Source organism: Pseudomonas sp. AP3_22 TE3818 (genome assembly GCF_053628995.1).
On record NZ_JBRJHL010000001.1, the window covers coordinates 3,967,548 to 3,990,238 of the forward strand.

Below are 22,691 nucleotides of genomic sequence, written 5' to 3' on the forward strand. Positions count from 1 at the left end.
TGGCTACACGCCGTGCTCGGTCAGCAAGTCCGCAATAAACGCGCGAACCGCTTCGCTTTGCGGATGGCCGACATGGGTGATCATGCTGTGCTGCACCTCGTAGCGCAGCTTCAAAGGGTGCAACGCCCGCATCTGCCCGCTCTGTAACCACGGCCGGGCGTAATGCGCCGGGAGATAACCCAGATGGGTCCCTGCCAGCACGCCATGGGCCACCGCCTCCATGTGGTAGGCGGTGGCTGAAGCGCGATCCGGTGCAATCGGCAGCACCTGATCGACCGGCAGAAAACCGTGACGAATCCAGTCGCTGGCCTGGAGCTGTTCCAGGCTCGGCGACGCCACGTCAAACAACGGGTGCGCCTGCCCGCAGAAAATCCCGATTTCTTCCGAGTACAGTGGCTGATAGGTCAAGGTCGGCAACGGCCGGCTGAAGTACGAAATGGCCAGGTCCAGTTGCCCATCAATCACCGCCAGTTCCAACTCCGTCGGCGAATTGACGAAGATGTGCAGGTGCATGTCGTGCTCACGCTGATAGAACCGCGCAATGGCGGCATCGATGCGCGCCGTCGGCAAGGTCGCGATATTGTCGGCCAGGCCCACATGGAGATCGCCGACCAACCGCCCCGCCAGGTCCTGTGCCTCGTCGCGAAAGGCGTCCACCGCACTGAACATCACCGACGACGCCTTGAGAATGCGCTGGCCTTTTTCGGTCAGGCGAAACCCGCCCTTGCCGCGCTCGCAGATGCGGTAGCCCAGGCGCTTTTCCAGCCCGGAAATGTGCGTGCTGATGTTCGACTGGCTCATGTTCAACTCGGCCTGGGCCGCGGTGAACCCACCGCATTTCACGACGATGGAAAAAATGCGCAGCAGGCGCAAATCCATGTCCGTCACGTTTCTGAGCACTGTGTTGTCTCGACGTCTTGGGGAGCGCTATTCAACCATCTTGAATTCACCCCTGGCTAGTCGAGCCATGCCCCCGTCACTGCAGGGCGAGAACTTCGCCGGCAGGTAGATCGTCGAGCGCATGTCGCGCAATTGCGGGCCGGAGTTTTCCGGCGGCCAGACGGCGTCGGCGACTGCCTGGGTGCGCACCAGGGTCGGCGACGGTACGCACGCGCACAGTGAAAGTGATCAGTTCAAATAAACGCATAGCGACTCCGCCGACCGGTTTGCCAAAAACACACAGCCTAAGGCAGCCCCCCACAGGCGGGATATTGAGAAGAACCCCATCGATTACGGCATTTCCCCCAGTGTTCCAGGTGATTTCTTTACGCCGGGCAGGCATCGATTGTTCACACAACGTGTTCAATGCCTTCACTTAATGGCGCTTGATGCAGAAATGGCGACGAATATGCTGTGGGTACGTTTCCGTGATCTCGCATGACAACAAGAGCCCACACCATGCACAGCCCCAGAACGCTCTACCAGAAACACATCGACAGTCACACCGTCTGTGCCCTCGACGATCAGGGCCACGTGCTGCTGTACATCGACCGCCAGGTCGCCAACGAATACACCAGCCCGCAAGCCTTCAGCGGCATGCGCGACGCAGGTCGCAAAGCCTGGCGGCCGAGTGCGACGCTGGCGGTGGTCGACCACGTCAATCCCACGGCACCGACACGTATTGCCGCCATGCCGGACGCCGGCGGTGCCCGTCAGGTGTCCTACTTCGAAGAAAACTGCCGCGACTTCGGCATCGAACTGTTCGATGTGCTGGACAAGCGCCAGGGCATCGAGCACGTCGTGGCCCCCGAGCAGGGCTTTATCCTGCCCGGCATGGTCGTTGCCGCCGGCGACAGCCACACCACCACCTACGGCGCCCTGGGTGCCTTCGGCTTCGGCATCGGCACCTCGGAAATCGAACACCTGCTGGCCTCGCAAACCCTGGTCTACAAGTGCCTGAAGACGATGCGCGTGACGGTCAATGGCCTGCTCGGGCCTGGCGTGACGTCCAAGGACATCATCATGGCCCTGATCGAGAAAATCGGCGCTTCGGGCGCCACGGGCTATGCCGTCGAATTCGCCGGCCCGGCGATCAGCGACCTCAGCGTCGAAGCGCGCATGACCATCTGCAACATGGCCGTCGAGGCCGGCGCCCGAGGCGCGTTCATGGCTCCGGATGACAAGGTCTTCGCCTACCTGCAAAGCAAGCCCCGCGCACCCCAGGGCCAGCTGTGGGAACAGGCCGTCGCAACATGGCGCCGCCTGCACAGCGACGAAGGTGCGGTGTTCGATCGCGAAGTCACCCTGGATGTCGCGGCGCTCGAACCCATGGTCACCTGGGGCACCAGCCCCGATCAGGCCGCACCGGTGGGCGGGCATGTGCCGGACCCGGCCGCGCAGCCAGACCTGATCCTGCGTCAGGGCATGCAACGCGCCTTGAACTACATGGGCCTGGAGCCGGGCATGCCGCTCAGCGACGTGGTGATCAGCCACGCGTTTATCGGCTCGTGCACCAATGCGCGCATCGAGGACCTGCGCGACGTCGCCCGCGTCGTGCGCGGCAAACGGGTGGCGGCCCACGTGCGGGCCATGATTGTTCCCGGTTCGACGATGGTGCGTGACCAGGCCGAAGACGAAGGGCTGGCGCAGATCTTCCTCGACGCCGGTTTTGAATGGCGTCAGTCGGGTTGCTCGATGTGCCTGGCCATGAATGACGATGTGCTCGCCCCCGGTGATCGCTGCGCCTCAAGCACCAACCGCAACTTCGAAGGCCGGCAAGGCGCCGGTGCGCGCACCCATTTGATGAGCCCGGCCATGGTTGCCGCCGCAGCGATTACCGGGCACTTGACCGACGTGCGCACCTTCGCGCTGGAGGCTTGAACCATGCAACCTTTCGCTATCATCAGCGGCAGCGCCGCCCCGCTCCTGGCCGCCAACATCGACACCGACGTGATCATGCCCAAGCAGTTCCTCAAAGGGATTGATCGCAAGGGCCTGGACAAGGGCCTGTTCTTTGACTTGAGGTTCCTTGAGTCCGGCGAACCCGATCCGGGGTTCATCCTCAACCAACCGGCCTGGAGCGAGGCTGCGTTTCTGGTGGTGGGTGCCAATTTCGGCTGTGGTTCGAGCCGCGAACATGCGGTCTGGGGCCTGAAGCAGGTCGGCATCCGCGCACTGATCGGCACCCGCTTCGCCGGCATTTTCTACGACAACTGCCAGCGCAATGGGGTGTTGGCGATTCAGCTGACCGAGGATCAACTCAAGCAGATTGCCGCGTTGACCAGCAATCCGGCAACGGCTCGAATCAGCGTCAACCTGCCGGAGCAAACCATCGAACTGGCGGACGGCAACCTGATCCCGTTCGAGATCGATGAACTGCGCAAGCAGTCATTGTTGCTGGGGCTGGATGCCATTGGCACCACGTTGCAACGGGCCGTACAGATTCGCCAGTTCGAAGCCCGGCACCTGGCGGAAAATCCCTGGCTGAACTGATAAGGACCCTGTAGGAGCGAGCTTGCTCGCGATGGTCGTCAACGATAACGCGTGTTTACTGGCTAAACGCGGCGCTCTTGAATCCATCGCGAGCAAGCTCGCTCCTACAGAGGATAATGACGCTGCTGGGGCTGGATGCCATTGGCACCACGTTGCAACGCGCCGAACAGATTCCTGTAGGAGCGAGCTTGCTCGCGATGGTCGTTAACGATAACGCGTGCTTACTGGCTAAACGCGGCGCCCTTGAATCCATCGCGAGCAAGCTCGCTCCTACAGAGGATAATGACGCTGCTGGGGCTGGACGCCATTGGCACCACGTTGCAACGGGCCGAGCAGATTCCTGTAGGAGCGAGCTTGCTCGCGATGGTCGTTAACGATAACGCGTGTTTACTGGCTAAACGCGGCGCCCTTGAATCCATCGCGAGCAAGCTCGCTCCTACAGAGGATAATGACGCTGCTGGGGCTGGATGCCATTGGCACCACGTTGCAACGCGCCGAACAGATTCCTGTAGGAGCGAGCTTGCTCGCGATGGTCGTTAACGATAACGCGTGCTTACAGGCTAAACGCGACGCTCTTGAATCCATCGCGAGCAAGCTCGCTCCTACAGAGGATAATGACGCCGGTGGGGCTCGATGCCATTGGCACCACGTTGCAACGGGCCGAGCAGATTCCTGTAGGAGCGAGCTTGCTCGCGATGGTCGTCAACGATAACGCGTGTTTACTGGCTAAACGCGGCGCTCTTGAGTCCATCGCGAGCAAGCTCGCTCCTACAGAGACAGATGACGAAAATATTCCTCGAGAAACTCGACGCAAACCCGCAGCTTGGCCGACTGACTCAGCCGCGTCGGGTACACCGCCCAGACGTTGGCGCTCTGGGTGTAATCGTGCAGCACCTGCACCAGTCGCCCCTGCTCCAGCATCGGCTTCACATCCCACATCGAGCGCAACAGAATCCCGCCGCCACTCAAGGCCCACTGCAACACGATCTCACCGTTGTTCGAGGATAACGGCCCGCTGACACGTACCGATTCTTCTTGCCCGTCCTTCGTCAGGTTCCATACGCCGAACGCGTTGTTGCGCTCCTTGAGCACCAGGCAATCATGGTCTTTGAGGTCAGCCAGAGACTGCGGCACACCACGCCGCTCCAGGTACTCGGGCGTCGCACACAGCACCCGCCGGTTGCTCACCAGTTTGCGCCCCAGGTGCTGACCCGGCAGGTCATCCCCCACGCGAATCTCCAAATCGAAGCCCTCGCCAACGATATCGACCACGCGGTCGAACACGTCCAGACGCAGTTCCAGCTTCGGATAGGTCTGCGACAACTCGCAGATGGCCGGCGCCACATGATTACGGCCAAAACCGAAGCTGCTGCAGATGTGCAACGAGCCCATGGGCTGTTGCCGCGCCTCGGATATTTCGCCGACAAAGTCATCGAAGTCACCCAGCAACTTCTCCGCCCACACCCGCACCCGCTCACCGTCGTCGGTCAGTGCGATGCGTCTTGTCGTGCGGTGCAGCAGGCGGGTCGAGAGCGTGGTTTCCAGCACGGAAATGCGTTTGCTGATGTAGGCCGGCGAATACCCCAGCTCCTCGGCGGCGCTGGCGAAGCCGTTTTTGCGCACGACGGTGAGGAACACCTTGAGGTCTTCAGGCAAGGGAAATTGATCACGATTCGTGTTCATACGCCTCATACTTTTGCTGTTTATCGCGTTATTCGCGAAGGATAGCATCGATCTACCGAGTGGCAATCCATCCCCGGCCAACCGTGGTTTCTGAATCCTCGATAAAAACAACATGAGGAAAGCGCGACATGAACAAGCCCTACGAGCAAACCCTTAACACCCCCGACGGCGGTTTCGTGCAACGCCTGCGCAGCCTCTGCGCCTACGAAATCGGCGTCATCCCGCTGCCGATCTTTCTCGGCATCGCAGTCATCGTTTATCTCTCGGCCCACCTGGGCTTGCTGCCCAAGAACATGATCGGCGGGCTCGCCGTGATCATGACCATGGGCGTGTTCTTCGGCCAACTGGGCTCGCGCCTGCCGATCCTCAAGGAAATCGGCGGCGGCGCGATCCTGTGCCTGATGCTGCCCTCGATCCTGGTGTTCTACGGCTTCTTCGGGCCGGCGACGATCGACGCCACCAAAATGCTCATGAAGGAAGCCAATTTCCTGTACTTCGTGATCGCCAGCCTGGTGGTCGGCAGCATTCTGGGGATGAGCCGTTTCATCCTGGTCCAGGGCATGCTGCGGATGTTCATTCCCCTGCTCGTCGGCACCCTGGCCGCCGTTGCCAGCGGGCTGGCGGTCGGCAAACTGGTGGGCTACAGCTTTCACCACACGTTCTTTTTCATCATCGTGCCGATCATTGGCGGCGGGATCGGCGAAGGGATTCTGCCCCTGTCGCTGGCCTACTCGGCGATCCTCGGCGGCACCCCGGATATCTACGTGGCGCAACTGGCGCCCGCCGCCGTGGTCGGCAACATCGCGGCGATCATCTGTGCCGGTTTTCTCGCTCGCCTGGCTCTCAAACGCCCGAACATCAATGGCGAAGGATCGCTGATCCGCGCCAAGGACGAGAACGATAAATTCAAGGTCAAGGAAGACACCGGCTCCCTTGTCGACTTCCGCGTCATGGGTGCCGGGGTCCTGGTGATCTGCGCGTTCTTCGTCCTCGGCGGCCTGCTGGAAAAAGTCGTGGGCATTCCCGGCCCGGTGATGATGATCCTCGCGGCGGTGCTGTTTAAGTACCTTCGGGTGCTGCCGGAGAAACTCGAGAAAGGCGCCAACACCTTTTACAAGCTGGTGTCGTCGGCCTTCATCTGGCCGGTCATGATCGGCCTGGGCATGCTCTACGTGCCGCTGGACAGCGTGGTGAAAGTGTTCTCGGTCGGCTATGTGCTGGTGTGCGTCTCGGTGGTGGTGTCGATGACCGTGGCCGGCTTTTTCATTGGCAACCTGATGAAGATGTACCCCATCGAATCGGCCATCGTGACCTGCTGTCACAGCGGCCTGGGAGGCACCGGAGACGTGGCGATCCTCTCGGCGTCCAACCGCATGTCGCTGATGCCGTTCGCGCAGATTTCCACGCGCATTGGCGGGGCTTCGACGGTGATTCTGGCGACGATACTGTTGCGACTTTTTGTTTGACGCTGTGCCGGTGACCGAAGGGCGTTCTCTTGAGCAAGAGAACTCCCTTTTCATCACCTGAAAAAATCACTCGGCGTCTTGCCGAACTGCTTCTTGAACATGGTGGTGAACGCGCTCGGGCTGTCGTATCCCAGCTCCCCGGCGATGTCGATGATCTTCTCCCCGACGGCGATGCGTTCCAGCGCCAGCAACAGTCGCGCTTGCTGGCGCCATTGGCCGAAAGTCATGCCGGTTTCCTTGCGGAATCTGCGCTGGATAGTTTTGGCGTCGAGGCTCAACCGCGCGCTCCAATCCGACAAGGTCGAGCCATCGCCCGGGTCTTGCTGCAATGCGCTACAGATCTGGTTGATCCGTTGATCGGTGGGCTGCGGCAGGTTCAAAGGCAAGGTCGGCAGGATCGTCAGTTCATCCAGGATCAGCCGCAGCACCCGGGCTTCCCGCGAGTCCGGATCGCAATTGAAATCGAAGTCCACCGAGACCTTGATCAGCTCACTGAGCAAGGCGGACACACTCACCGCGCGGGTTTCGCCTGGCAGGTCCGGGCTTGCGTCGGGGTGCACAAACACGCTGCGCATCTTGATCGGCCCCACGCAGCGAATCGAGTGCACTTCCCCACTGGGCATCCAGATGCCTCGGCTCGGTGGCACCGTCCATTGGCTGGTGGCGGCGTGCACCACCATCACGCCTTCGATGGCATAGATCAGTTGATGCTTCTCATGGGAATGCGGCGCGATAAACCAGTTTTCCGGGTAATCGGTCGCACTGCTGCGAACGTTCCAGCCGCCCTGGTCGATTTCCGCAAGAAATGTCTGCAATGGCTTGATCATGACGCCCTTTTTGCGATGGTCGGCGCCCGAGTTGCGCGAGACGGGCGACTTTGTGGGCCATAGGATAACGCCGAACCCTGAAATTGGCTGCGCCTTGCGTTCGCGGCTCGCGTTTTTTATCCGGAAACCCGCCCATGTCGACCACCACCCTCAGCTCGCCCTCACCCACCGTCTCGGTCGCCAGCCAGGCCAGCCCCCTGGTCATGCGCGTCATCGGCGCCTGTGCGCTGGCGCACCTGATCAACGACCTGATCCAGGCCGTGCTGCCGTCGATCTACCCGATGCTCAAGACCACTTATGGCCTGAGCTTCACCCAGGTCGGCCTGATCACCCTGACCTTCCAGCTCACCGCCTCATTGCTGCAACCCTGGATCGGCTTCTACACCGACCGTCATCCCAAACCATGGCTGCTGCCGGCCGGCATGGTCTGCACCCTGATCGGTATCCTGATGCTGTCGATGGTCGGCAGTTTCCCGGCGATTCTCGTGGCCTCGGCACTGGTGGGTGTCGGTTCGTCGACCTTTCACCCGGAAACCTCGCGGGTGGCACGCCTGGCCTCGGGCGGTCGCTACGGCCTGGCGCAGTCGACCTTTCAGGTCGGTGGCAACGCCGGCAGCGCCTTCGGCCCCTTGCTGGCCGCCGCGATCATCATTCCCTATGGCCAGGGCAACGTCGCCTGGTTCGGCCTGTTCGCGGTGTTCGCCATCCTCGTGCAATACGGCCTGAGCCGCTGGTATCGCAATCACCTGAACCTGTTCAAGCTCAAGCAAGGCAGCCAGGCCACCCACGGCCTGTCGAAACGGCGGGTGACCTTCGCCCTGGTGGTGTTGGCGCTGTTGGTGTTTTCCAAATACTTCTACATGGCCAGTTTCACCAGTTACTTCACCTTTTACCTGATCGAGAAATTCGACCTGTCGGTGGCCAGTTCGCAGCTGTACCTGTTCCTGTTCCTCGGTGCCGTCGCGGCGGGTACGTTCTTTGGCGGCCCGATCGGCGACCGGATCGGCCGCAAGCAAGTGATCTGGTTCTCGATCCTCGGCGCGGCGCCGTTCACCCTCGCCCTGCCCTACGTCGACCTGTTCTGGACGGGTGTGCTGAGCATGATCATCGGCTTCATCCTCGCCTCGGCATTCTCGGCCATCGTGGTCTTCGCCCAGGAACTGGTGCCCGGCAACGTCGGCATGATCGCCGGGGTGTTCTTCGGCCTGATGTTCGGTTTCGGCGGGATCGGTGCTGCGTTGCTTGGGCACCTGGCGGATATCCATGGTATCGAGTACGTGTACACGCTGTGTTCTTTCCTGCCACTGCTGGGAATTCTGACCATAATGTTGCCGTCTACTGGCAAACGCCCCTCGGGAGCGTGAATGGCCATCAGGAGGAACACCCCATGAAAATCGTAGTCACCAGCGTGCTCGTCGATGATCAGGCCAAGGCACTGGCGTTCTACCGGGATGTACTCGGCTTTGAACTCAAGCACGACATTCCCATGGGCGAACACCGCTGGCTGACGCTGACCTCTCCTGGCGATCCCGATGGCGTCGAGCTGCTGCTGGAGCCCAATGCCCACGGCGCGGCAAAAACCTTCCAGAGCGCGATCAAGCAGGATGGCATTCCCTGCACGTTTTTCGGCGTCGAGGACGTGCAGGCCGAATATGCCCGGCTCAGCGCCGCCGGCGTTCAGTTCACCCGCCCGCCGACGGTGATGGGACCGGTCACCCTAGCGGTACTGGACGACACCTGCGGCAACCTCATCCAGATCGTCCAGCACCACTCAACCGCCTGATCATTTCTGCTACCAGCCCTGTAGCACTCGGTAACACCCGGCCCCAATGCGGTGCGTCTTTTAAACGCCTTACCGTCCCCCACCCCGCTCCACACGGGGCCACCCGCCATGGCGTACTTTGTGCATCCAAAGGCCATCCTCTTCTGCCTGTAGCCGCCATGCGCCCCAAGGAACTGAAACTCTGGACCACCGGAGTCGCCCACCTGCTCGACCTGCCTGCCGGGCATGCGCGGTTGTCGGGGTTGAGCCACTGGCTTCGACAAATCTGCCCGGTCGATCATTTCGTGTTGTTTGTCTACGAAGGCAATCACCGGCCACTGGCGTTGTTCGATACGTTTTCGGCGGACAAGCGCGCGGTGTATGTCGACGACTACCAGTGCGGGCCTTACCTGCTCGATCCGTTCTACCTGGCCTGTACACGCGGGCAGGCGCCGGGGCTGTGGCGCCTGCGCCAGTTCGCCCCCGACCATTTCTACCTTGGCGAATACTTCCTGACCTATTACCAGCAGACCGGCCTGGCCGAGGAAGTGGCGTTTTTCGTCGACCTCGGTGGTGGCGCCATGGCGGTGTTGTCGCTGATGCGCTCCAGTGCCAGTTGCGCCTTCAGCCGGGACGAAATGCAGTTGGTCGAATGCGCGCAAGCGGTGGTCGAACAAGTCATCAATGAGGCCTGGCGTTTGCGCCAGGCCCAACAACCGCGCCCGGCGCAAGACCTGGACTTCAAGATCCGCGAAGCCTTCGACCACTTCGGCGCGCACATCCTCACCGGGCGCGAGCAGGAGATTGTCCAGCTGTTGCTGCGCGGCCACTCCAGCGCATCGGTGGCTGAACAACTGAACATCAGCCCCGGCACGGTGAAGATTCACCGCAAGAACATCTACGCCAAGCTGGGCATTGGCAGCCAATCGGAGTTGCTGGGGTTGTTCATTCGGGAGCTGACGGAGGATCCGTTACAGGCGCCCGGCCTCAGGCTGCAAGCCTGATACCCGTTGGTATACGCATATCCCTGTGGGAGCGGTGTAAATGAATTATGTATTGCCCCCCCAAAAACTGTAGGAGCTGGCTTGCCAGCGAAGGCGGTTATTCAGCCAAGAAGCCAGTGCCTGACACACCGCTTTCGCTGGCAAGCCAGCTCCTACAGGTTGATAGGTGTTCTGGAGATTGTGGTCAGGGCGGATCAAGCTGATCCAGTGCGCGGTTCACCGCCAGTTCGCCCAGCATGATCACCTGGGCAATACCCAACAGCGCATTGCGGCTCGTCCCTTCCAGATGATCCACCAGATCGTTGGCCATGACATTGGCCGAGGCCAACGATTCACACGCATGCACCAGCAAGGTTTCGGTATTGAGGTCGGGATTGACGATGAACATCGTGCTGGGCTTGCGCGGCGTCGCCATGATCTGGGGGCCGGGGTTGAGGTCGAGGCTTTCGCACGAGGATGCCGGATCAGTGTCCGGCGGGTTGGGTGTGACCTTGAACATAGTGAAACTCCTTGTACCGTAAAAAGGAGCCATCACTCTCACGCTACCAAACGTAGGGTGGTGGCCATACGCAGGTTGGTAGACCGGGTACAAGGAAACCGGCGCGCCCAAAGGCGCCCTGTGCATGGCCACCATGTAGCAGAGCAGAAAAAACGCTGCTGATAGTGACGCATTGCACCTTGTAACCCGGGCTACCAAACCCGATCGCTGTTGTTATTCAGCGACCGGCAAACGATAAAACCCGCCCCCAAGGCGCACAAGCCGGCGGATTCTGGCGTACCTGTAGGCAACGACGCAAGGTGTTGTAGCCTTCGCGAAGTAACCCCGGGTGTCTTTAAACACGCACCTGCATTTTGTGTAGGAGCGAGCTTGCTCGCGATGGACGTTAACGAATACGCGGGATGACTGGCTGAACGCAGTGCTCTTAAGCCCATCACGAGTGAGCTCGCTCCTACAACAATCCCTTCCTATCCCCCAAGGGATATATACACCGCAAAACCCCCATTGCTAGTTTGGCCCCCGACGCACTGATTCATCACTGCAAGGGAGCCCGCCTCGTGAACAACACCCCGCCAAGCGATATCGAATTCTGCAATGTGGTCAAACGCTATGGCGAGGTGCAGGCCGTCAGCGGTCTGGATTTCGCGGTGCGGCGTGGCTCGTTTCATTCCTTTCTCGGCGGTTCGGGCTGTGGCAAGACCACCACCCTGCGCATGATCGCCGGCTTCGAGCAGCCCACCAGCGGCGAAGTTCGTCTGGCCGGTAAAAGCGTGGCCGGTGTGCCGGCCTTCGAGCGGCCGGTGAACATGGTGTTCCAGCATTACGCGCTGTTCCCGCACCTGACCGTGGCGCAGAACATTGCCTACGGCCTGCGCTATCGCACACCGCGCCCGGACAAGAAACAGCAACTGCGCATGGCCGATGAAGCGCTGGAGATGGTCCGTCTGAGCGGCTTTGGCCAGCGCAAGCCGAGCGAGCTTTCCGGCGGCCAGCAACAGCGTGTCGCCCTCGCCCGCGCACTGGTCAACAAGCCGACGGTGTTGCTGCTCGACGAGCCGCTGGCCGCGCTGGATCGCAAGCTGCGCAAGGAAATGCAATCAGAGTTGCTGCGTTTGCAGCGCGAGGTCGGCATCACCTTCGTGCTGGTCACCCATGATCAGGAAGAAGCCCTGTCGATGAGCGACAGCATCAGCGTGATGCACAACGGTTCGATCATCCAGACCGCCACCCCGGAGCAACTCTACGAAGCTCCAGCCAGCCGCTACGTCGCCGACTTTATCGGCGAGTCCAACCTGTTCGACGGCACGGTGCGCCAGCTCAACGGCAATTCGGTGGTGCTGCGTACCGAGCAAGGACTGGAACTGACCAGCCCGCTGACGCCTACCGGCAAAGGCCTGAGCGCCAACACAGCCGGCTGCATTGCGGTGCGCCCGGAGCTGATCAGCATCGCCGGCGCCAATGCCGAAATGAGCCGCGAAGTGAAGCTGCCGGGCTGCGTCGAAGACCGGATCTACCTGGGCAACTCCACCGAATACCGCGTACGCACCCAGGCCTTCGGCGTGGTCTGCGTGCGGGTGCCGCGCCAGCAGGATCACGGCGCCAATGCCTTCGAACACGGCGCAGCGGTTCGCGTCGGCTGGGATCACGCCAATGGCCTGGCCATGGCGTTGTAAATCATCGATTCGTTTCATCAACCGGATGTGGAGCGTGCTATGGACCAGAAAACCTTTATCAAAACCCTGCGCAGCTGGCAGAACGGCTCGATCAGCCGCCGCGAGTTCCTTGGCCGCACCGGCCTCGGCATTGCCGCCGCCGTGGTCGCCACCCACATGCCCGGCCTGCTGACCTCCAGCGCCGAGGCTGCCGAGCAGGCCAAGCTCGGTGATCGCCTGTCGCTGGCGACCTGGCCGAACTACCACAGCCAGGAAAACCTCGACGCCTTCGGCAAGACCACCGGCGCCCGGGTGTCGATGAGCGTGTTCGGCTCCAACGAGGAAATGCTCGCCAAATTGCAGGCCGGTGGCAGTGGCTGGGACGTGCTGGTGCCGACCAACTACACCATCAGCACCTACGTCGGGCTGGGCCTGATCGAACCGCTGGACCTGTCGCGCATTCCCAACTTCGATGCCTCGGCGTTCCAGCAGAAATTCATGGCCCAGGGCACGGTGGACGGCAAGGTCTACGCGGTGCCGAAAAACTGGGGCACCACCGGCATGCTCTACGACACCGGCAAGCTGAAAAACGGCCCGACCAGTTGGAAGGAATTCTGGGTCGCCGCCCAGGGTCCGGCCAGTGGCCGGACGATGGTCCACGACTACCAGTTGACCGCCATCGGCAACGCCCTCAAAAGCTTCGGCTATAGCTTCAACTCCCTGGACCCGAAAGAACTGGCCGATGCGGAAAAACTGCTGATCGAGGTCAAGCCGCACCTGTTCGCGATCAACTCCGACATTCAGCCGTCGATGCGCAGCGGCGATGCCTGGCTGGCGATGTCGTGGACCGGCGACGCTTCGCAACTGCACCGCGACAACGCGCAAATGCAGTTCGAACTGGGCAAGGAAGGTGGCGAGTTGTGGAGCGACTTCTTTGCAATCCCGAAAAGCTCGGAGCACAAGGACGCCGCCTACGCGTTCATCAACTACCTGCTCGATCCGCAGCACAACAAGCTCGAAGTGCTGAGCCACGGCTACCCGAGCGGCGACAAGCGTGTCGACGCGCTGCTGCCTGTGGCGATGCTCGACGATCCGATCATGTACCCGGCCGCCGAGGCCTTGAGCCCGCTGGAGTTCGGTGCCGCCGCGACGCTGACCAGCCCGGCGCGTGCCGAACTGATGGCGCGTTTCAAGTCCGCCTGATCGCCTGACCATGGCCAATGAGGAGTCATCCATGAATGCCGCCGCCCACCCGCAAACGGTGCAGCCGGGCCATGCCCTGTCGGCCGAGGTTCGCCAGCGGCGCAGCCTCGGCCGGCGCATCACCCTGCTGATGCTCTTGCCTTCGACCCTGTGGTTCCTGCTGCTGTTGTTGATGCCGCTGGTGATCATCCTGGTTTTCAGTTTCGGCGAGCGCAGCGCCGTGGGCGGTTACGCCGGTGGCTTCACCCTGGCCAACTACCTGAACCTCGGTTCTCGCGGCGCAGCGTTCAGCAATACGCTGATGCTCGCGCCGCTGGGCACTTTGGTGTGCCTGGTGGCGGCCTATCCGCTGGCGTACTTCCTCGCGGTCAAGGTCAGCCGGAACCGTTCGCTGTTGCTGACCCTGGTGATCGTGCCGTTCTGGACCAGTTTTCTGATCCGCACCTACGCGTGGATTTTCATCCTCAGCGGCAAAGGCATTCCGGCGCTGCTGGCCAGCCTGGGGCTTGAGGATGTGCGGCTGATCAACACGCCGTGGGCGGTGCTGATCGGCATCGTCTACGGCTACCTGCCGCTGATGGTGTTCCCGATCTACGTCAGCCTGGAAAAACTCGACAAGCGCCTGCTCGAAGCGTCCGCCGACCTGGGCGCCAGCGCCTTCGAAAGCTTTTGCCGGATCACCCTGCCGCTGTCGGCGCCGGGGATCATCACCGGGGTGATGCTGGTGTTCATCCTGCTGATGGGCGAGTTCCTGATCCCGGCCATTCTCGGTGGCGGCAAGGTGTTCTTTGTCGGCAATGCGCTGGTCGACCTGTTCCTGCAATCGCGCAACTGGCCGTTCGGCAGTGCGCTGGCGATGACGTTGGTGGCGATGATGCTGCTGATCATCGGCGTGTATCTGAAACTGGTGGCGCGCTACGGCGGCCGCCCTGCCGACGGAGGTCTGTGACATGTGGCTGCGCAGCTATTCGACATCGCTGTACCTGTTCCTCTACGCGCCGATTGCCTTGATCGTGCTGTTCAGTTTCAACGCCGGGCGCAGTGGCCTGGCCTTCCAGTGCTGCTCGGTGCAATGGTTCGGCACCGCGTTCGGCAACCCGTTCATCATGGAAGCCCTGGGCAACAGCGCACTGATTGCCGCAAGTTCCGCGGTGATCGCCACGCTGTTCGGCACCCTGGCGGTGTTCGGCTTGCAGCGCTGTGGCGCCAAGGTGCGGATGCTGTTCGATGCGCTGACCTACTGCGCGATCATCGTGCCGGGCATCGTCATCGGCATCTCGACGCTGATCGCCTTCATCAGCCTGTTTGACCTGATCAACCCGCTGCTGGCGAGCTGGCTGCCCAGTGTGCCTAAGTTGAACATGGGGTTTTTCACCGTGATCGCCGCGCATTCGCTGTTCACCATGGCCCTGGTGATGGTGATCGTGCGCAGCCGCGTCGACTCGCTGGACAAGGCCTTGCTGGAAGCGTCGGCGGATCTGTACGCGCCACCGATGGACACCTTCTGGCGGGTGACCCTGCCGCAGATCAGCCCGGCGATCATGGCCGGGTTCCTGCTGGCCTTCACCTTCAGCTTCGACGATTTCATCATCGCCTTCTTCGTCGCCGGTTCCGAAACGACGCTGCCGATCTACATCTTTTCCTCCATCCGCCGCGGCGTGACGCCGGAGATCAACGCGATTTCCACGGTGATCATCTGCGTGTCGCTGGCCCTGCTGTTCACTTCCCGCCATCTGCAAAACCGCCGCACCGGCGTCCAGGAGTCGCACCATGCGTGATCAGCTCTACATCAACGGCGAATGGGTCAGCCCGGACCTGGGCGGCTATCTGGACGTGATCGACCCGGCCACCGAACAGGTCTTCCACCGGGTGGCGGCGGGGACTGAAGAGGACGTCGACCACGCCGTGCGCGCGGCCCGCCGGGCCTTCGACAACGGTTGGGGTCAGACCAGCGGCGCTGAACGTGCGCAGTGGCTGGAGGCATTGGCCGATGAACTGGAGGCCGGCAAACAGGCACTGGCGGAACTGGAAGTGCGCGACAACGGCAAACCGCTGCCCGAAGCCCAGTGGGACATTGGCGATGCCATTGCCTGCTTCCGTTACTACGCCGGTCTGGCCCGCGATCTGGACCAGCAACAGGACCAGCCGTTGGCCTTGCCGGACGAGCGTTTCCGTTGCCGCATCCGCCACGAGCCGATTGGCGTGGCCGGGCAGATCATCCCCTGGAACTACCCGCTGCTGATGGCTGCGTGGAAGGTCGCCCCGGCCTTGGCCGCCGGGGCCACGGTGGTGTTGAAACCGTCCGAGCTGACGCCGCTGACCGCTCTTGAACTGGCAGCCGCCGCCGACCGCATCGGCTTGCCGGCCGGGGTGTTGAACCTGGTCACCGGCCTCGGTGCCGACGCCGGCAGTCCGCTCACCGAGCATCCGGGCGTGGACAAACTGGCCTTCACCGGCAGCGTGCCCACCGGGGCGAAAATCATGTCGGCGGCAGCGCGGGACATCAAGAACATCAGCCTGGAACTGGGTGGCAAGTCGGCCTTCATCGTGTTCGATGACGCCGATGTCGATGCCGCCGTAGAGTGGATTCTGTTCGGGATCTTCTGGAACCAGGGCCAGGTGTGCAGCGCCACGTCACGCCTGCTGGTACAGGAATCCATCGCCCCGCGCCTGATCGAACGGCTGGTGGAGGAAACTCGCAAGATCAGTATCGGCCCCGGTATGCAGCCCGGGGTTCTGCTGGGTCCGCTGGTGAGCCAGGGCCAGTACGACAAGGTGCTCGGTTTCATCGACCAGGGCCTGGCCAGTGGTGCCCGTTTGCTCACCGGCGGACGGAGACCGGCGCATCTGGCCGAAGGGTATTTCATTGAGCCGGCGATCTTCGATGAGCCCGGCCACAGCAGCATTCTGTGGCGCGAAGAAGTGTTCGGCCCGGTGCTGTGCATCAAGCGCTTCAAGACCGAAGAGCAAGCCGTGCAAATGGCCAACGCCAGCCGCTTCGGCCTGGCCGCCGCCGTGATGAGCGCCGACTTGCAGCGCACTGCCCGGGTCGCCAACCAGCTGCGCGCCGGGATCGTCTGGGTCAACTGCTCGCAACCGACCTTCGTCGAAGCGCCCTGGGGCGGGATGAAACACAGCGGTATCGGCCGGGAACTGGGGCAATGGGGGTTGCACAATTATCTGGAGGTCAAGCAGGTGACCGAGTACGTCAGTGACCAGCCGTGGGGGTGGTATTTGAAGTAAAACAGGCATACCGACGAAGGCGGCCTGTCTGGCAGACCGTGGCGCCTGCATCGCCGGCAAGCCGGCTCCTACAAAAACACTGTCCTATGCCAGCGATCTGTAGGAGCTGGCTTGCCAGCGATGGGGCCAGCACCTCCAAAATAGATGGCGCCTGACACGCCGCTATCGCGAGCAGGAGGGTTGTGGCGACGGGCTCACACCGCGTAACTTGATTGACCTGCCCTCCAAGCCACGCCGGAGTTGATCCATGCGCATCGCCTTGCTGTCCGACATGCACCTGTCCGTCAACGCGGTCCCGTTTCCCGCCGTGGAGGCCGATATTGTCGTGCTCGCCGGGGATATCGCGCGCCCCGCCAAGGCCATCGAGTGGGCCAGGGTGTGTCCGGTTCCGCTGCTGTACGTGGCGGGCAATCACGAGTTCTATGGCAGTGACCTGATCTCCACCTATGAGCAACTGAACAGCCTGGCGCAAGGCACGCAGATCCACGTGCTGGAACGTTCGGAGTACGTCCACGACGGCGTGCGTTTTCTCGGTTGCACCTTGTGGTCTGACTATCGTCTGCTCGACAGTCCCGAGGATCGAGCGCTGGGTATCGACTTGGCGACTCAGCTGATCCGCGACTTCAGCCACATCAAAATCGCCCCTGATTTTCCCGACCTGTTCACGCCGGCCATTTCCCAGCTGGTGTTTCTGCAGACGGTCGCCTGGCTGCAAGACTGCTTCGCCCGCGACAGCAGCACGCCCACGGTGGTGGTCTCTCATTTCGCCCCGACACGCTCGAGCATCGGCCCGAGCTTTGCCGGTTCGCCGATCAACTCGAGTTTTGTCTCGGACCTCGAAGCGCGGATCAAAGACTGGCAGCCGGCACTGTGGCTGCATGGCCACACCCATGGCAGCTTCGATTATCGGGTGGGTAATACCCGGGTGGTCTGCAACCCTCGGGGCTATGCCAAGAACGGCATCAATGAAAATCCCGATTTCGATGATGCCTTCGTGATTGATCTGGATTTCTGAGGTAACTCCCGGGTCAACAGCACCGCGTATTGCACTTGCCCCGGCCAAAACGCGCTTCCTGACGTTCGCGGAAAAACGCCTCATAACTCATCACTGGCTCGCCCGGACGGTTGCGGGCCATTTGCGCCACGTAGTTGTCGTACTCGGGAACGCCGACCATCAATCGGGCGCTCTGGCTGAACATTCTGGCAACCTGCTGCAGTTTGCGGAACATGGCGGATCTCTCTGTGGGCGTGGGACCTGGCCCATGAAACCGCGCTCATGTATCGGCATTGTGTCCGCATCGAGCGCCTTTGTATTTTCAAGTATCCAGGCGCGCGCCCGATGGACCGCCGGCAACCCGCTACACTTTCCTCGCTCCGCCGCTGCACCCGAGCGGCCAAGGCCCCTGACTTCTGATCTGGAGGTATCCCATGAGCGACAGCAGCGAACTCACCACCTTTACCGGTTGGGCCGCCACGACAGCGGGCGCGCCACTGGAACGCTACAGCTACGATCCCGGTCCGTTGGGCAACGATGAGGTGGAAGTCGCCGTGGAGTATTGCGGCGTCTGCCACTCCGATCAGTCGCTGATTGACGACGACTGGGGTATTAGCCGCTACCCGTTCATTCCCGGCCATGAGGTGGTCGGCCGTATCGTTCGGATGGGCGCCCAGGTGCGTGGCCTGGAATTGGGGCAACGGGTGGGCATCGGCTGGTACAAGGGCAGTTGCATGCATTGCACGTCCTGTATCGAAGGCTCGCATAACCTGTGCAGCACGGTGCAACCGACCATCATCGGCAGCAACGGCGGCTTTGCCGACCGCGTCCGCTCGCACTGGGCCTGGGCCTTGCCGATCCCGGCCGGGCTCGACCCGGCGATGGCCGGGCCGCTGTTCTGTGCCGGCTCGACCGTGTTCAACCCGCTGGTGGAATTCGGCATCAAGCCCACTGACCGGGCCGGCGTGGTGGGCATCGGCGGCCTTGGTCACCTGGCGCTGCGCTTTCTCAACGCCTGGGGCTGCGAAGTCACGGCGTTCACCTCATCGCTGAGCAAGCAGGACGAAGCCAGGCGCCTGGGCGCGCACAAGGTGGTCGCCTCGACCGACACCGATGCGCTCAATGCCATTGCCGGCACCCTGGATTTTCTCCTGGTCACCGCCAACGCCAACCTCGACTGGACCGCCATGCTCGCCACCCTGCGCGGCAAGGGGCGCCTGCACTTTGTCGGCGTCGTGCCCGACGCCATTCCGGTGCACGTGTTCAACCTGATTCCCCAGCAAAAAACCATGTCCGCCTCACCGGTCGGTTCACCCGCCAACACCGCGGCCATGCTGGAATTCTGCGCCCGCCACCAGATCCTGCCGCAGGTCGAGATGTTTCCCATGAGCCGGATCAACGACGCCATCGATCATTTGCGCAGCGGCAAGGCGCGCTACCGCGTGGTGCTGGACGCCAGCCAGTGAGATCACGGTCTCCTGTAGGAGCTGGCTTGCCAGCGATGGTCGTTAACGATAACGCGTGTGATCTGGATAAACGCGGCGCACTGGAGTCCATCGCCAGCAAGCTGGCTCCTACAGTTTCAGCGTGGGCAGGGTCTTTTGTAGGAGCTGGCTTGCCAGCGATGGTCGTTAACGATAACGCGTGTGATCTGGATAAACGCGGCGCGCTGGAGTCCATCGCCAGCAAGCTGGCTCCTACAGGTTCAGCGTGGACGCGGTCTCCTGTAGGAGCTGGCTTGCCAGCGATGGTCGTTAACGATAACGCGAGTGACCTGGATGAACGCGGCGCGCTGGAGTCCATCGCCAGCAAGCTGGCTCCTACAGGTTCAGCGTGGACGCGGTCCCTTGTAGGAGCTGGCTTGCCAGCGATGGTCGTTAACGATTACGCGGGTGACCTGGATGAACGCGGCGCGCTGGAGTCCATCGCCAGCAAGCTGGCTCCTACAGGTTCAGCGTAGACGCGGTCCCCTGTAGGAGCTGGCTTGCCAGCGATGGTCGTTAACGATAACGCGGGTGACCTGGATGAACGCGGCGCGCTGGAGTCCATCGCCAGCAAGCTGGCTCCTACAGGTTCAGCGTGGGCACGGTCCTTTGTAGGAGCTGGCTTGCCAGCGATGGTCGTTAACGATAACGCGTGTGACCTGGATGAACGCGACGTACTTGAGTCCATCGCCAGCAAGCTGGCTCCTACAGTTTCAGCGTGGGCACGGTCCCCTGTAGGAGCTGGCTTGCCAGCGATGGTCGTTAACGATACCGCGGGTGAGCTGGATGAACGCGGCGTACTTGAGTCCATCGCCAGCAGGCTGGCTCCTACAGGTTCCCGGGGTTGCGTGAAGGGCCTTTTTTTGTCCTCAGGGATTGGCTACCTGCGCCGGCACCATTGGCATGTGCGGGTCATTCCAGCTGAACCGATAGGCTTTGTCGGCTTCTGGCGGCTGGCATTTGCCGTTGTCGGCATCCACCCCCACGATCGACCAGTTCGCCCGGGCGTTTTCGCCCAGTTCACGGGCCGCTTCGGCTTTGAAGCACTGGTTCAAAACGTCATCCGGCACCAAGGCGTAGGCCTTGGGGTGTTCGCGCAAATACAGTGCGGCCTTCTCGATGGACGAGTTATCCATGCCGAAATGCACGATCGGCTGGCGGGCGAACAACCAGTGCCCCTCCTCCCAGTTGACCAGCACCAGATCGGCGCCCTGGGTCATGGTCGCCGCCTGCGCCATCAGCACCTGATCGATGTTGGTGCCGTCCTTGAGCGGTTCGATGAAACCCCGGGCGAACCACAGCGCGAACCAGGTCGCCGCCAGTGCCGGGAACACCCGACGCAAACGCGGGTGCTTCTTGAACCAGCGCTTGAGCAGCCACGGAATCAGCGGCGCGGCGACCAGCACCAGCCCGGGCAGCGCCGGATAGATGTACAACTTGCGCTTGCCCGTGCTGATGCAGAAAAACAGCACCACCAGCACCACCCAACCGAGCAACACCAGGACCCGGCCGTCACGCTTTTGCAATTGACGGCGCCAGGCAGGCACCAGCCATGGCAGCACCAGCACCAACGGTAGCCAGTACTGCGGAATCACGTTGGTGAAGAAGTACCAGAACGGTTCGCGGTGATGCCACGCAGCGGCATAGCGGCCCGCAGTCTGGTGCAGGAGGATCTCCCGCGCATAGGCCATTTCGTCCGCACTGCCATTGAAGAAGATCGACCCGGCCAGGGGCAACAGCCAGATCGCGATGGCGCCAAGCATCAGCGCCAACCCAAGCAACCACTTGCGCGCCTCGCCAGGCATGGCCACCACACCCGGCCAGCCTTTGCGCACCGCATAGGCGTACGGAATCAGCAACAGCGCCGGCAAAAAACCCACGCCTTTGGTGATCACGCCAATGCCCATGGCCGCGCAGCCGGCGTAAAACCAGCGCCACGCCGGGCCGAGCAGCAGGTGCCGCGCCAGACCGTACAGGCCAAGCGAAGTGAACAGAATCAAAAAGCTGTCGATCTGGCCGGTGCGCAGGATGCTGTAGGTCTGGTAGGTCGCCAGGTACAATAGCGCAGCGTTACGCCCGATACGCTGGGTCCACAAGCGGCGGCCCAGGTCATAGACCATCGCCGTGACCGTCACGGCCGAAAACAGTCCCGGCAGATAGAGCGCGATGTTGGGCTTGCCGGTCAACCAGGTGAAGAACGCCACCGTCCACATGAAAATCGGCGGTTTGTCGCCGTAGATCTCGGCGGCACGGTGCGGGATCAACCACGAGCCGTTCTGCAGCATCTCCAGGGCGACGCCGAGGAAGCGCTCCTCATCCACGTTCTGTGCCTGGCGTAGCCCCAGCCCCGCGCCGATCAGCAACAGGGCAAGCAGCATCAGCCCCAGGCACTCGACCCGGGGCGACAACGATCTACGCATGGCTTATTCCTTCACGCTGCGGCTTTTGGCAATCAATTGCAGGTTGCGAAAATAGACGATGGAGCCGAAGGCCTGCCCGGCAATGAACACCGGATCCTGACGGTAGATGGCGTAGGCCAGCAGCAAGGAGCTGCCAACGATGCTCAGGTACCAGAAGCTGGTCGGGATCACGCTGCGCTTTTTGTACTCGCTGTACAGCCACTGCAGGACAAACCGCCCGGTAAAGGCAATCTGCCCTGCAAAGCCGACCACCAGCCACAGGGTTTCACGGGTCAGCATCATCCCTGGAGCTCCTGGGCAATGGTGTTCAGCCGCGTGCGCTTGATCAGCCACCAGACACCGATCAGGTCAAGAATCCCCACCAGCGCGCGGTCGAGGTTGCCGTATTTCGACACCCCGGCCGTGCGTGGTCGGTGGTTGACCGGGTGCACGATCATGCGCCCGTTGTGACGCTGGATCAGCGCCGGAATGAAGCGGTGCATGTGGTCGAAGTAAGGCAGGCGCAAGAACGCCGCGCGCTCGATCAGTTTCAGGCCGCAACCGGTGTCCGGGGTGGCGTCCTTGAGCAGGCGCCGGCGCAGGTTGTTGGCGAACCGCGAGGCGTAGCGTTTGCTCGCGGTGTCGCGGCGATTGACCCGGTGCCCGGCGACCAGTTGCACATCGACCTTGCCCGGTTCGCCGCGCACCAGCGCCAGCATGCCGGGGATGTCCGCCGGGTCGTTCTGGCCGTCGCCATCGAGGGTCGCCAGCCATTGCCCGCGCGCCTCGCGGGCGGCGTGGTACAGCGAGGTGCTTTGCCCCAGCGACCGTTCGTGATGGAGGATGCGCAAGGTGTTCAAACCGTCGTGGCGGATCTGCCGCAGTTCCTGCAGGGTCGCATCGGTGCTGCCATCATCGACGACGATGATTTCGTACGACTCATGGGCCAGCGCCACGCGGATTTCCTCTAGCAGCGGCTTGAGGTTGTTCGCTTCGTTCTTGGCCGGAATCAGTACGGATACAAAAATGTCATGGCTCATGGA

The 22,691-nt window shown here is 62.0% G+C and carries 23 protein-coding genes; 14 read left to right on the top strand and 9 right to left on the bottom strand.

Features of this window, described 5'->3' with window-relative positions; all coding sequences use genetic code 11:
• Positions 1-3: 3 nt before the first annotated feature.
• Positions 4-900, bottom strand: a complete 897-nt coding sequence (locus AB7M25_RS17855; protein WP_454237747.1) for a LysR family transcriptional regulator — start codon at positions 898-900, stop codon at positions 4-6.
• A 76-nt stretch (positions 901-976) separates the two neighbouring features.
• A complete protein-coding gene (locus tag AB7M25_RS17860) occupies positions 977-1,315 on the bottom strand; it encodes a hypothetical protein (protein ID WP_454238388.1) in 339 nt (112 codons plus the stop codon).
• Positions 1,316-1,398: 83 nt separating this feature from the next.
• On the opposite strand from AB7M25_RS17860, the gene leuC reads away from it, so the two are divergent.
• Both leuC and leuD read left to right on the top strand, forming a co-directional pair.
• Positions 1,399-2,820, top strand: a complete 1,422-nt coding sequence (gene leuC / locus AB7M25_RS17865) for a 3-isopropylmalate dehydratase large subunit (RefSeq protein ID WP_454237748.1) — start codon at positions 1,399-1,401, stop codon at positions 2,818-2,820.
• 3 nt (positions 2,821-2,823) lie between these two features.
• Positions 2,824-3,432: a 3-isopropylmalate dehydratase small subunit gene (leuD, locus tag AB7M25_RS17870; protein ID WP_429389797.1), complete on the top strand. Its 609-nt coding sequence runs from the start codon at positions 2,824-2,826 to the stop codon at positions 3,430-3,432.
• Positions 3,433-4,200: 768 nt separating this feature from the next.
• Here leuD and AB7M25_RS17875 read toward each other — a convergent pair.
• The gene (locus AB7M25_RS17875; protein ID WP_429389795.1) at positions 4,201-5,115 is read right to left on the bottom strand and encodes a LysR substrate-binding domain-containing protein; all 915 of its coding nucleotides are present in this window, start codon (positions 5,113-5,115) and stop codon (positions 4,201-4,203) included.
• A gap of 128 nt (positions 5,116-5,243) precedes the next feature.
• On the opposite strand from AB7M25_RS17875, the gene AB7M25_RS17880 reads away from it, so the two are divergent.
• Positions 5,244-6,581 (top strand): 2-hydroxycarboxylate transporter family protein, encoded by a 1,338-nt coding sequence (locus tag AB7M25_RS17880; protein WP_429561246.1) that lies wholly within the window; start codon positions 5,244-5,246, stop codon positions 6,579-6,581.
• Positions 6,582-6,634: 53 nt separating this feature from the next.
• On the opposite strand, the gene AB7M25_RS17885 is transcribed toward AB7M25_RS17880, so the two are convergent.
• Positions 6,635-7,408: an AraC family transcriptional regulator gene (locus AB7M25_RS17885; RefSeq protein WP_429389791.1), complete on the bottom strand. Its 774-nt coding sequence runs from the start codon at positions 7,406-7,408 to the stop codon at positions 6,635-6,637.
• A 134-nt stretch (positions 7,409-7,542) separates the two neighbouring features.
• On the opposite strand from AB7M25_RS17885, the gene AB7M25_RS17890 reads away from it, so the two are divergent.
• The 3 genes from AB7M25_RS17890 to AB7M25_RS17900 all read left to right on the top strand — a co-directional run bounded on the left by AB7M25_RS17890 (position 7,543) and on the right by AB7M25_RS17900 (position 10,174).
• On the top strand, positions 7,543-8,772 hold the full coding sequence (locus AB7M25_RS17890; RefSeq protein ID WP_429518888.1) for an MFS transporter: 1,230 nt from the start codon (positions 7,543-7,545) through the stop codon (positions 8,770-8,772).
• A 23-nt stretch (positions 8,773-8,795) separates the two neighbouring features.
• A complete protein-coding gene (locus AB7M25_RS17895) occupies positions 8,796-9,191 on the top strand; it encodes a VOC family protein (RefSeq protein WP_104447467.1) in 396 nt (131 codons plus the stop codon).
• 158 nt (positions 9,192-9,349) lie between these two features.
• A complete protein-coding gene (locus AB7M25_RS17900) occupies positions 9,350-10,174 on the top strand; it encodes a response regulator transcription factor (RefSeq protein WP_429389787.1) in 825 nt (274 codons plus the stop codon).
• 184 nt (positions 10,175-10,358) lie between these two features.
• Here AB7M25_RS17900 and AB7M25_RS17905 read toward each other — a convergent pair whose 3' ends face one another.
• Positions 10,359-10,673: a DUF6124 family protein gene (locus AB7M25_RS17905; protein ID WP_429518891.1), complete on the bottom strand. Its 315-nt coding sequence runs from the start codon at positions 10,671-10,673 to the stop codon at positions 10,359-10,361.
• 557 nt (positions 10,674-11,230) lie between these two features.
• Between AB7M25_RS17905 and AB7M25_RS17910 the strand changes: the two genes are divergently transcribed.
• The 6 genes from AB7M25_RS17910 (at position 11,231) to AB7M25_RS17935 (ending at position 17,786) form a co-directional block, all read left to right on the top strand.
• On the top strand, positions 11,231-12,346 hold the full coding sequence (locus tag AB7M25_RS17910) for an ABC transporter ATP-binding protein (protein WP_429518892.1): 1,116 nt from the start codon (positions 11,231-11,233) through the stop codon (positions 12,344-12,346).
• A 39-nt stretch (positions 12,347-12,385) separates the two neighbouring features.
• A complete protein-coding gene (locus AB7M25_RS17915; protein WP_454237749.1) occupies positions 12,386-13,528 on the top strand; it encodes an ABC transporter substrate-binding protein in 1,143 nt (380 codons plus the stop codon).
• Between the two features lie 31 nt (positions 13,529-13,559).
• Positions 13,560-14,477, top strand: coding sequence for an ABC transporter permease (locus tag AB7M25_RS17920; RefSeq protein WP_454237750.1), 918 nt, complete (start codon positions 13,560-13,562; stop codon positions 14,475-14,477).
• Between the two features lies 1 nt (position 14,478).
• Entirely contained in the window at positions 14,479-15,306 is an 828-nt protein-coding gene (locus AB7M25_RS17925; RefSeq protein WP_454237751.1) for an ABC transporter permease, read from the top strand.
• Positions 15,299-16,771 (top strand): aldehyde dehydrogenase family protein, encoded by a 1,473-nt coding sequence (locus AB7M25_RS17930; protein ID WP_454237752.1) that lies wholly within the window; start codon positions 15,299-15,301, stop codon positions 16,769-16,771. Before AB7M25_RS17925 ends, AB7M25_RS17930 begins: the two co-directional genes overlap by 8 nt.
• A 247-nt stretch (positions 16,772-17,018) precedes the next feature.
• Positions 17,019-17,786, top strand: coding sequence for a metallophosphoesterase (locus AB7M25_RS17935; RefSeq protein WP_429518893.1), 768 nt, complete (start codon positions 17,019-17,021; stop codon positions 17,784-17,786).
• 13 nt (positions 17,787-17,799) lie between these two features.
• Here the strand turns inward: AB7M25_RS17935 and AB7M25_RS17940 are convergent, their stop codons facing one another.
• Entirely contained in the window at positions 17,800-18,000 is a 201-nt protein-coding gene (locus AB7M25_RS17940; RefSeq protein WP_015095523.1) for a YbdD/YjiX family protein, read from the bottom strand.
• A gap of 199 nt (positions 18,001-18,199) precedes the next feature.
• Here AB7M25_RS17940 and ahr point away from each other — a divergent pair, with 199 nt between their 5' ends.
• Together ahr and AB7M25_RS17950 are read left to right on the top strand one after the other, a co-directional pair.
• Positions 18,200-19,231, top strand: coding sequence for an NADPH-dependent aldehyde reductase Ahr (gene ahr / locus AB7M25_RS17945; RefSeq protein WP_429389775.1), 1,032 nt, complete (start codon positions 18,200-18,202; stop codon positions 19,229-19,231).
• 35 nt (positions 19,232-19,266) lie between these two features.
• Complete coding sequence (locus AB7M25_RS17950; RefSeq protein WP_454237753.1) at positions 19,267-19,725, top strand: hypothetical protein; 459 nt, start codon at positions 19,267-19,269, stop codon at positions 19,723-19,725.
• 393 nt (positions 19,726-20,118) lie between these two features.
• Here the strand turns inward: AB7M25_RS17950 and AB7M25_RS17955 are convergent, their stop codons facing one another.
• From AB7M25_RS17955 to AB7M25_RS17965, 3 genes are read right to left on the bottom strand one after another with little or no spacing between them, the layout of a single operon-like run.
• The gene (locus tag AB7M25_RS17955; RefSeq protein WP_429561574.1) at positions 20,119-21,669 is read right to left on the bottom strand and encodes an ArnT family glycosyltransferase; all 1,551 of its coding nucleotides are present in this window, start codon (positions 21,667-21,669) and stop codon (positions 20,119-20,121) included.
• Positions 21,670-21,672: 3 nt separating this feature from the next.
• On the bottom strand, positions 21,673-21,951 hold the full coding sequence (locus AB7M25_RS17960) for a lipid-A-disaccharide synthase N-terminal domain-containing protein (RefSeq protein WP_007976061.1): 279 nt from the start codon (positions 21,949-21,951) through the stop codon (positions 21,673-21,675).
• Complete coding sequence (locus AB7M25_RS17965) at positions 21,948-22,688, bottom strand: glycosyltransferase family 2 protein (RefSeq protein ID WP_454237754.1); 741 nt, start codon at positions 22,686-22,688, stop codon at positions 21,948-21,950. The genes AB7M25_RS17960 and AB7M25_RS17965 overlap by 4 nt, the downstream gene beginning before the upstream one ends.
• Between the last annotated feature and the right edge of the window lie 3 nt (positions 22,689-22,691).

Bases quoted from the DNA above. Each gene is read 5' to 3' on its own strand.
- AB7M25_RS17925 (WP_454237751.1), top strand. From the start codon at position 14,479: ATGTGGCTGCGCAGCTATTCGACATCGCTGTACCTGTTCCTCTACGCG.
- AB7M25_RS17955 (WP_429561574.1), bottom strand. From the start codon at position 21,669: ATGCGTAGATCGTTGTCGCCCCGGGTCGAGTGCCTGGGGCTGATGCTG.
- AB7M25_RS17885 (WP_429389791.1), bottom strand. From the start codon at position 7,408: ATGATCAAGCCATTGCAGACATTTCTTGCGGAAATCGACCAGGGCGGC.
- AB7M25_RS17880 (WP_429561246.1), top strand. From the start codon at position 5,244: ATGAACAAGCCCTACGAGCAAACCCTTAACACCCCCGACGGCGGTTTC.
- AB7M25_RS17905 (WP_429518891.1), bottom strand. From the start codon at position 10,673: ATGTTCAAGGTCACACCCAACCCGCCGGACACTGATCCGGCATCCTCG.
- AB7M25_RS17875 (WP_429389795.1), bottom strand. From the start codon at position 5,115: ATGAACACGAATCGTGATCAATTTCCCTTGCCTGAAGACCTCAAGGTG.
- AB7M25_RS17930 (WP_454237752.1), top strand. From the start codon at position 15,299: ATGCGTGATCAGCTCTACATCAACGGCGAATGGGTCAGCCCGGACCTG.
- ahr (WP_429389775.1), top strand. From the start codon at position 18,200: ATGAGCGACAGCAGCGAACTCACCACCTTTACCGGTTGGGCCGCCACG.
- AB7M25_RS17920 (WP_454237750.1), top strand. From the start codon at position 13,560: ATGAATGCCGCCGCCCACCCGCAAACGGTGCAGCCGGGCCATGCCCTG.
- AB7M25_RS17895 (WP_104447467.1), top strand. From the start codon at position 8,796: ATGAAAATCGTAGTCACCAGCGTGCTCGTCGATGATCAGGCCAAGGCA.
- AB7M25_RS17960 (WP_007976061.1), bottom strand. From the start codon at position 21,951: ATGATGCTGACCCGTGAAACCCTGTGGCTGGTGGTCGGCTTTGCAGGG.
- leuC (WP_454237748.1), top strand. From the start codon at position 1,399: ATGCACAGCCCCAGAACGCTCTACCAGAAACACATCGACAGTCACACC.
- AB7M25_RS17950 (WP_454237753.1), top strand. From the start codon at position 19,267: ATGGTCGTTAACGATAACGCGTGTGATCTGGATAAACGCGGCGCACTG.
- AB7M25_RS17965 (WP_454237754.1), bottom strand. From the start codon at position 22,688: ATGAGCCATGACATTTTTGTATCCGTACTGATTCCGGCCAAGAACGAA.
- AB7M25_RS17900 (WP_429389787.1), top strand. From the start codon at position 9,350: ATGCGCCCCAAGGAACTGAAACTCTGGACCACCGGAGTCGCCCACCTG.
- AB7M25_RS17935 (WP_429518893.1), top strand. From the start codon at position 17,019: ATGCGCATCGCCTTGCTGTCCGACATGCACCTGTCCGTCAACGCGGTC.
- AB7M25_RS17890 (WP_429518888.1), top strand. From the start codon at position 7,543: ATGTCGACCACCACCCTCAGCTCGCCCTCACCCACCGTCTCGGTCGCC.
- leuD (WP_429389797.1), top strand. From the start codon at position 2,824: ATGCAACCTTTCGCTATCATCAGCGGCAGCGCCGCCCCGCTCCTGGCC.
- AB7M25_RS17915 (WP_454237749.1), top strand. From the start codon at position 12,386: ATGGACCAGAAAACCTTTATCAAAACCCTGCGCAGCTGGCAGAACGGC.
- AB7M25_RS17940 (WP_015095523.1), bottom strand. From the start codon at position 18,000: ATGTTCCGCAAACTGCAGCAGGTTGCCAGAATGTTCAGCCAGAGCGCC.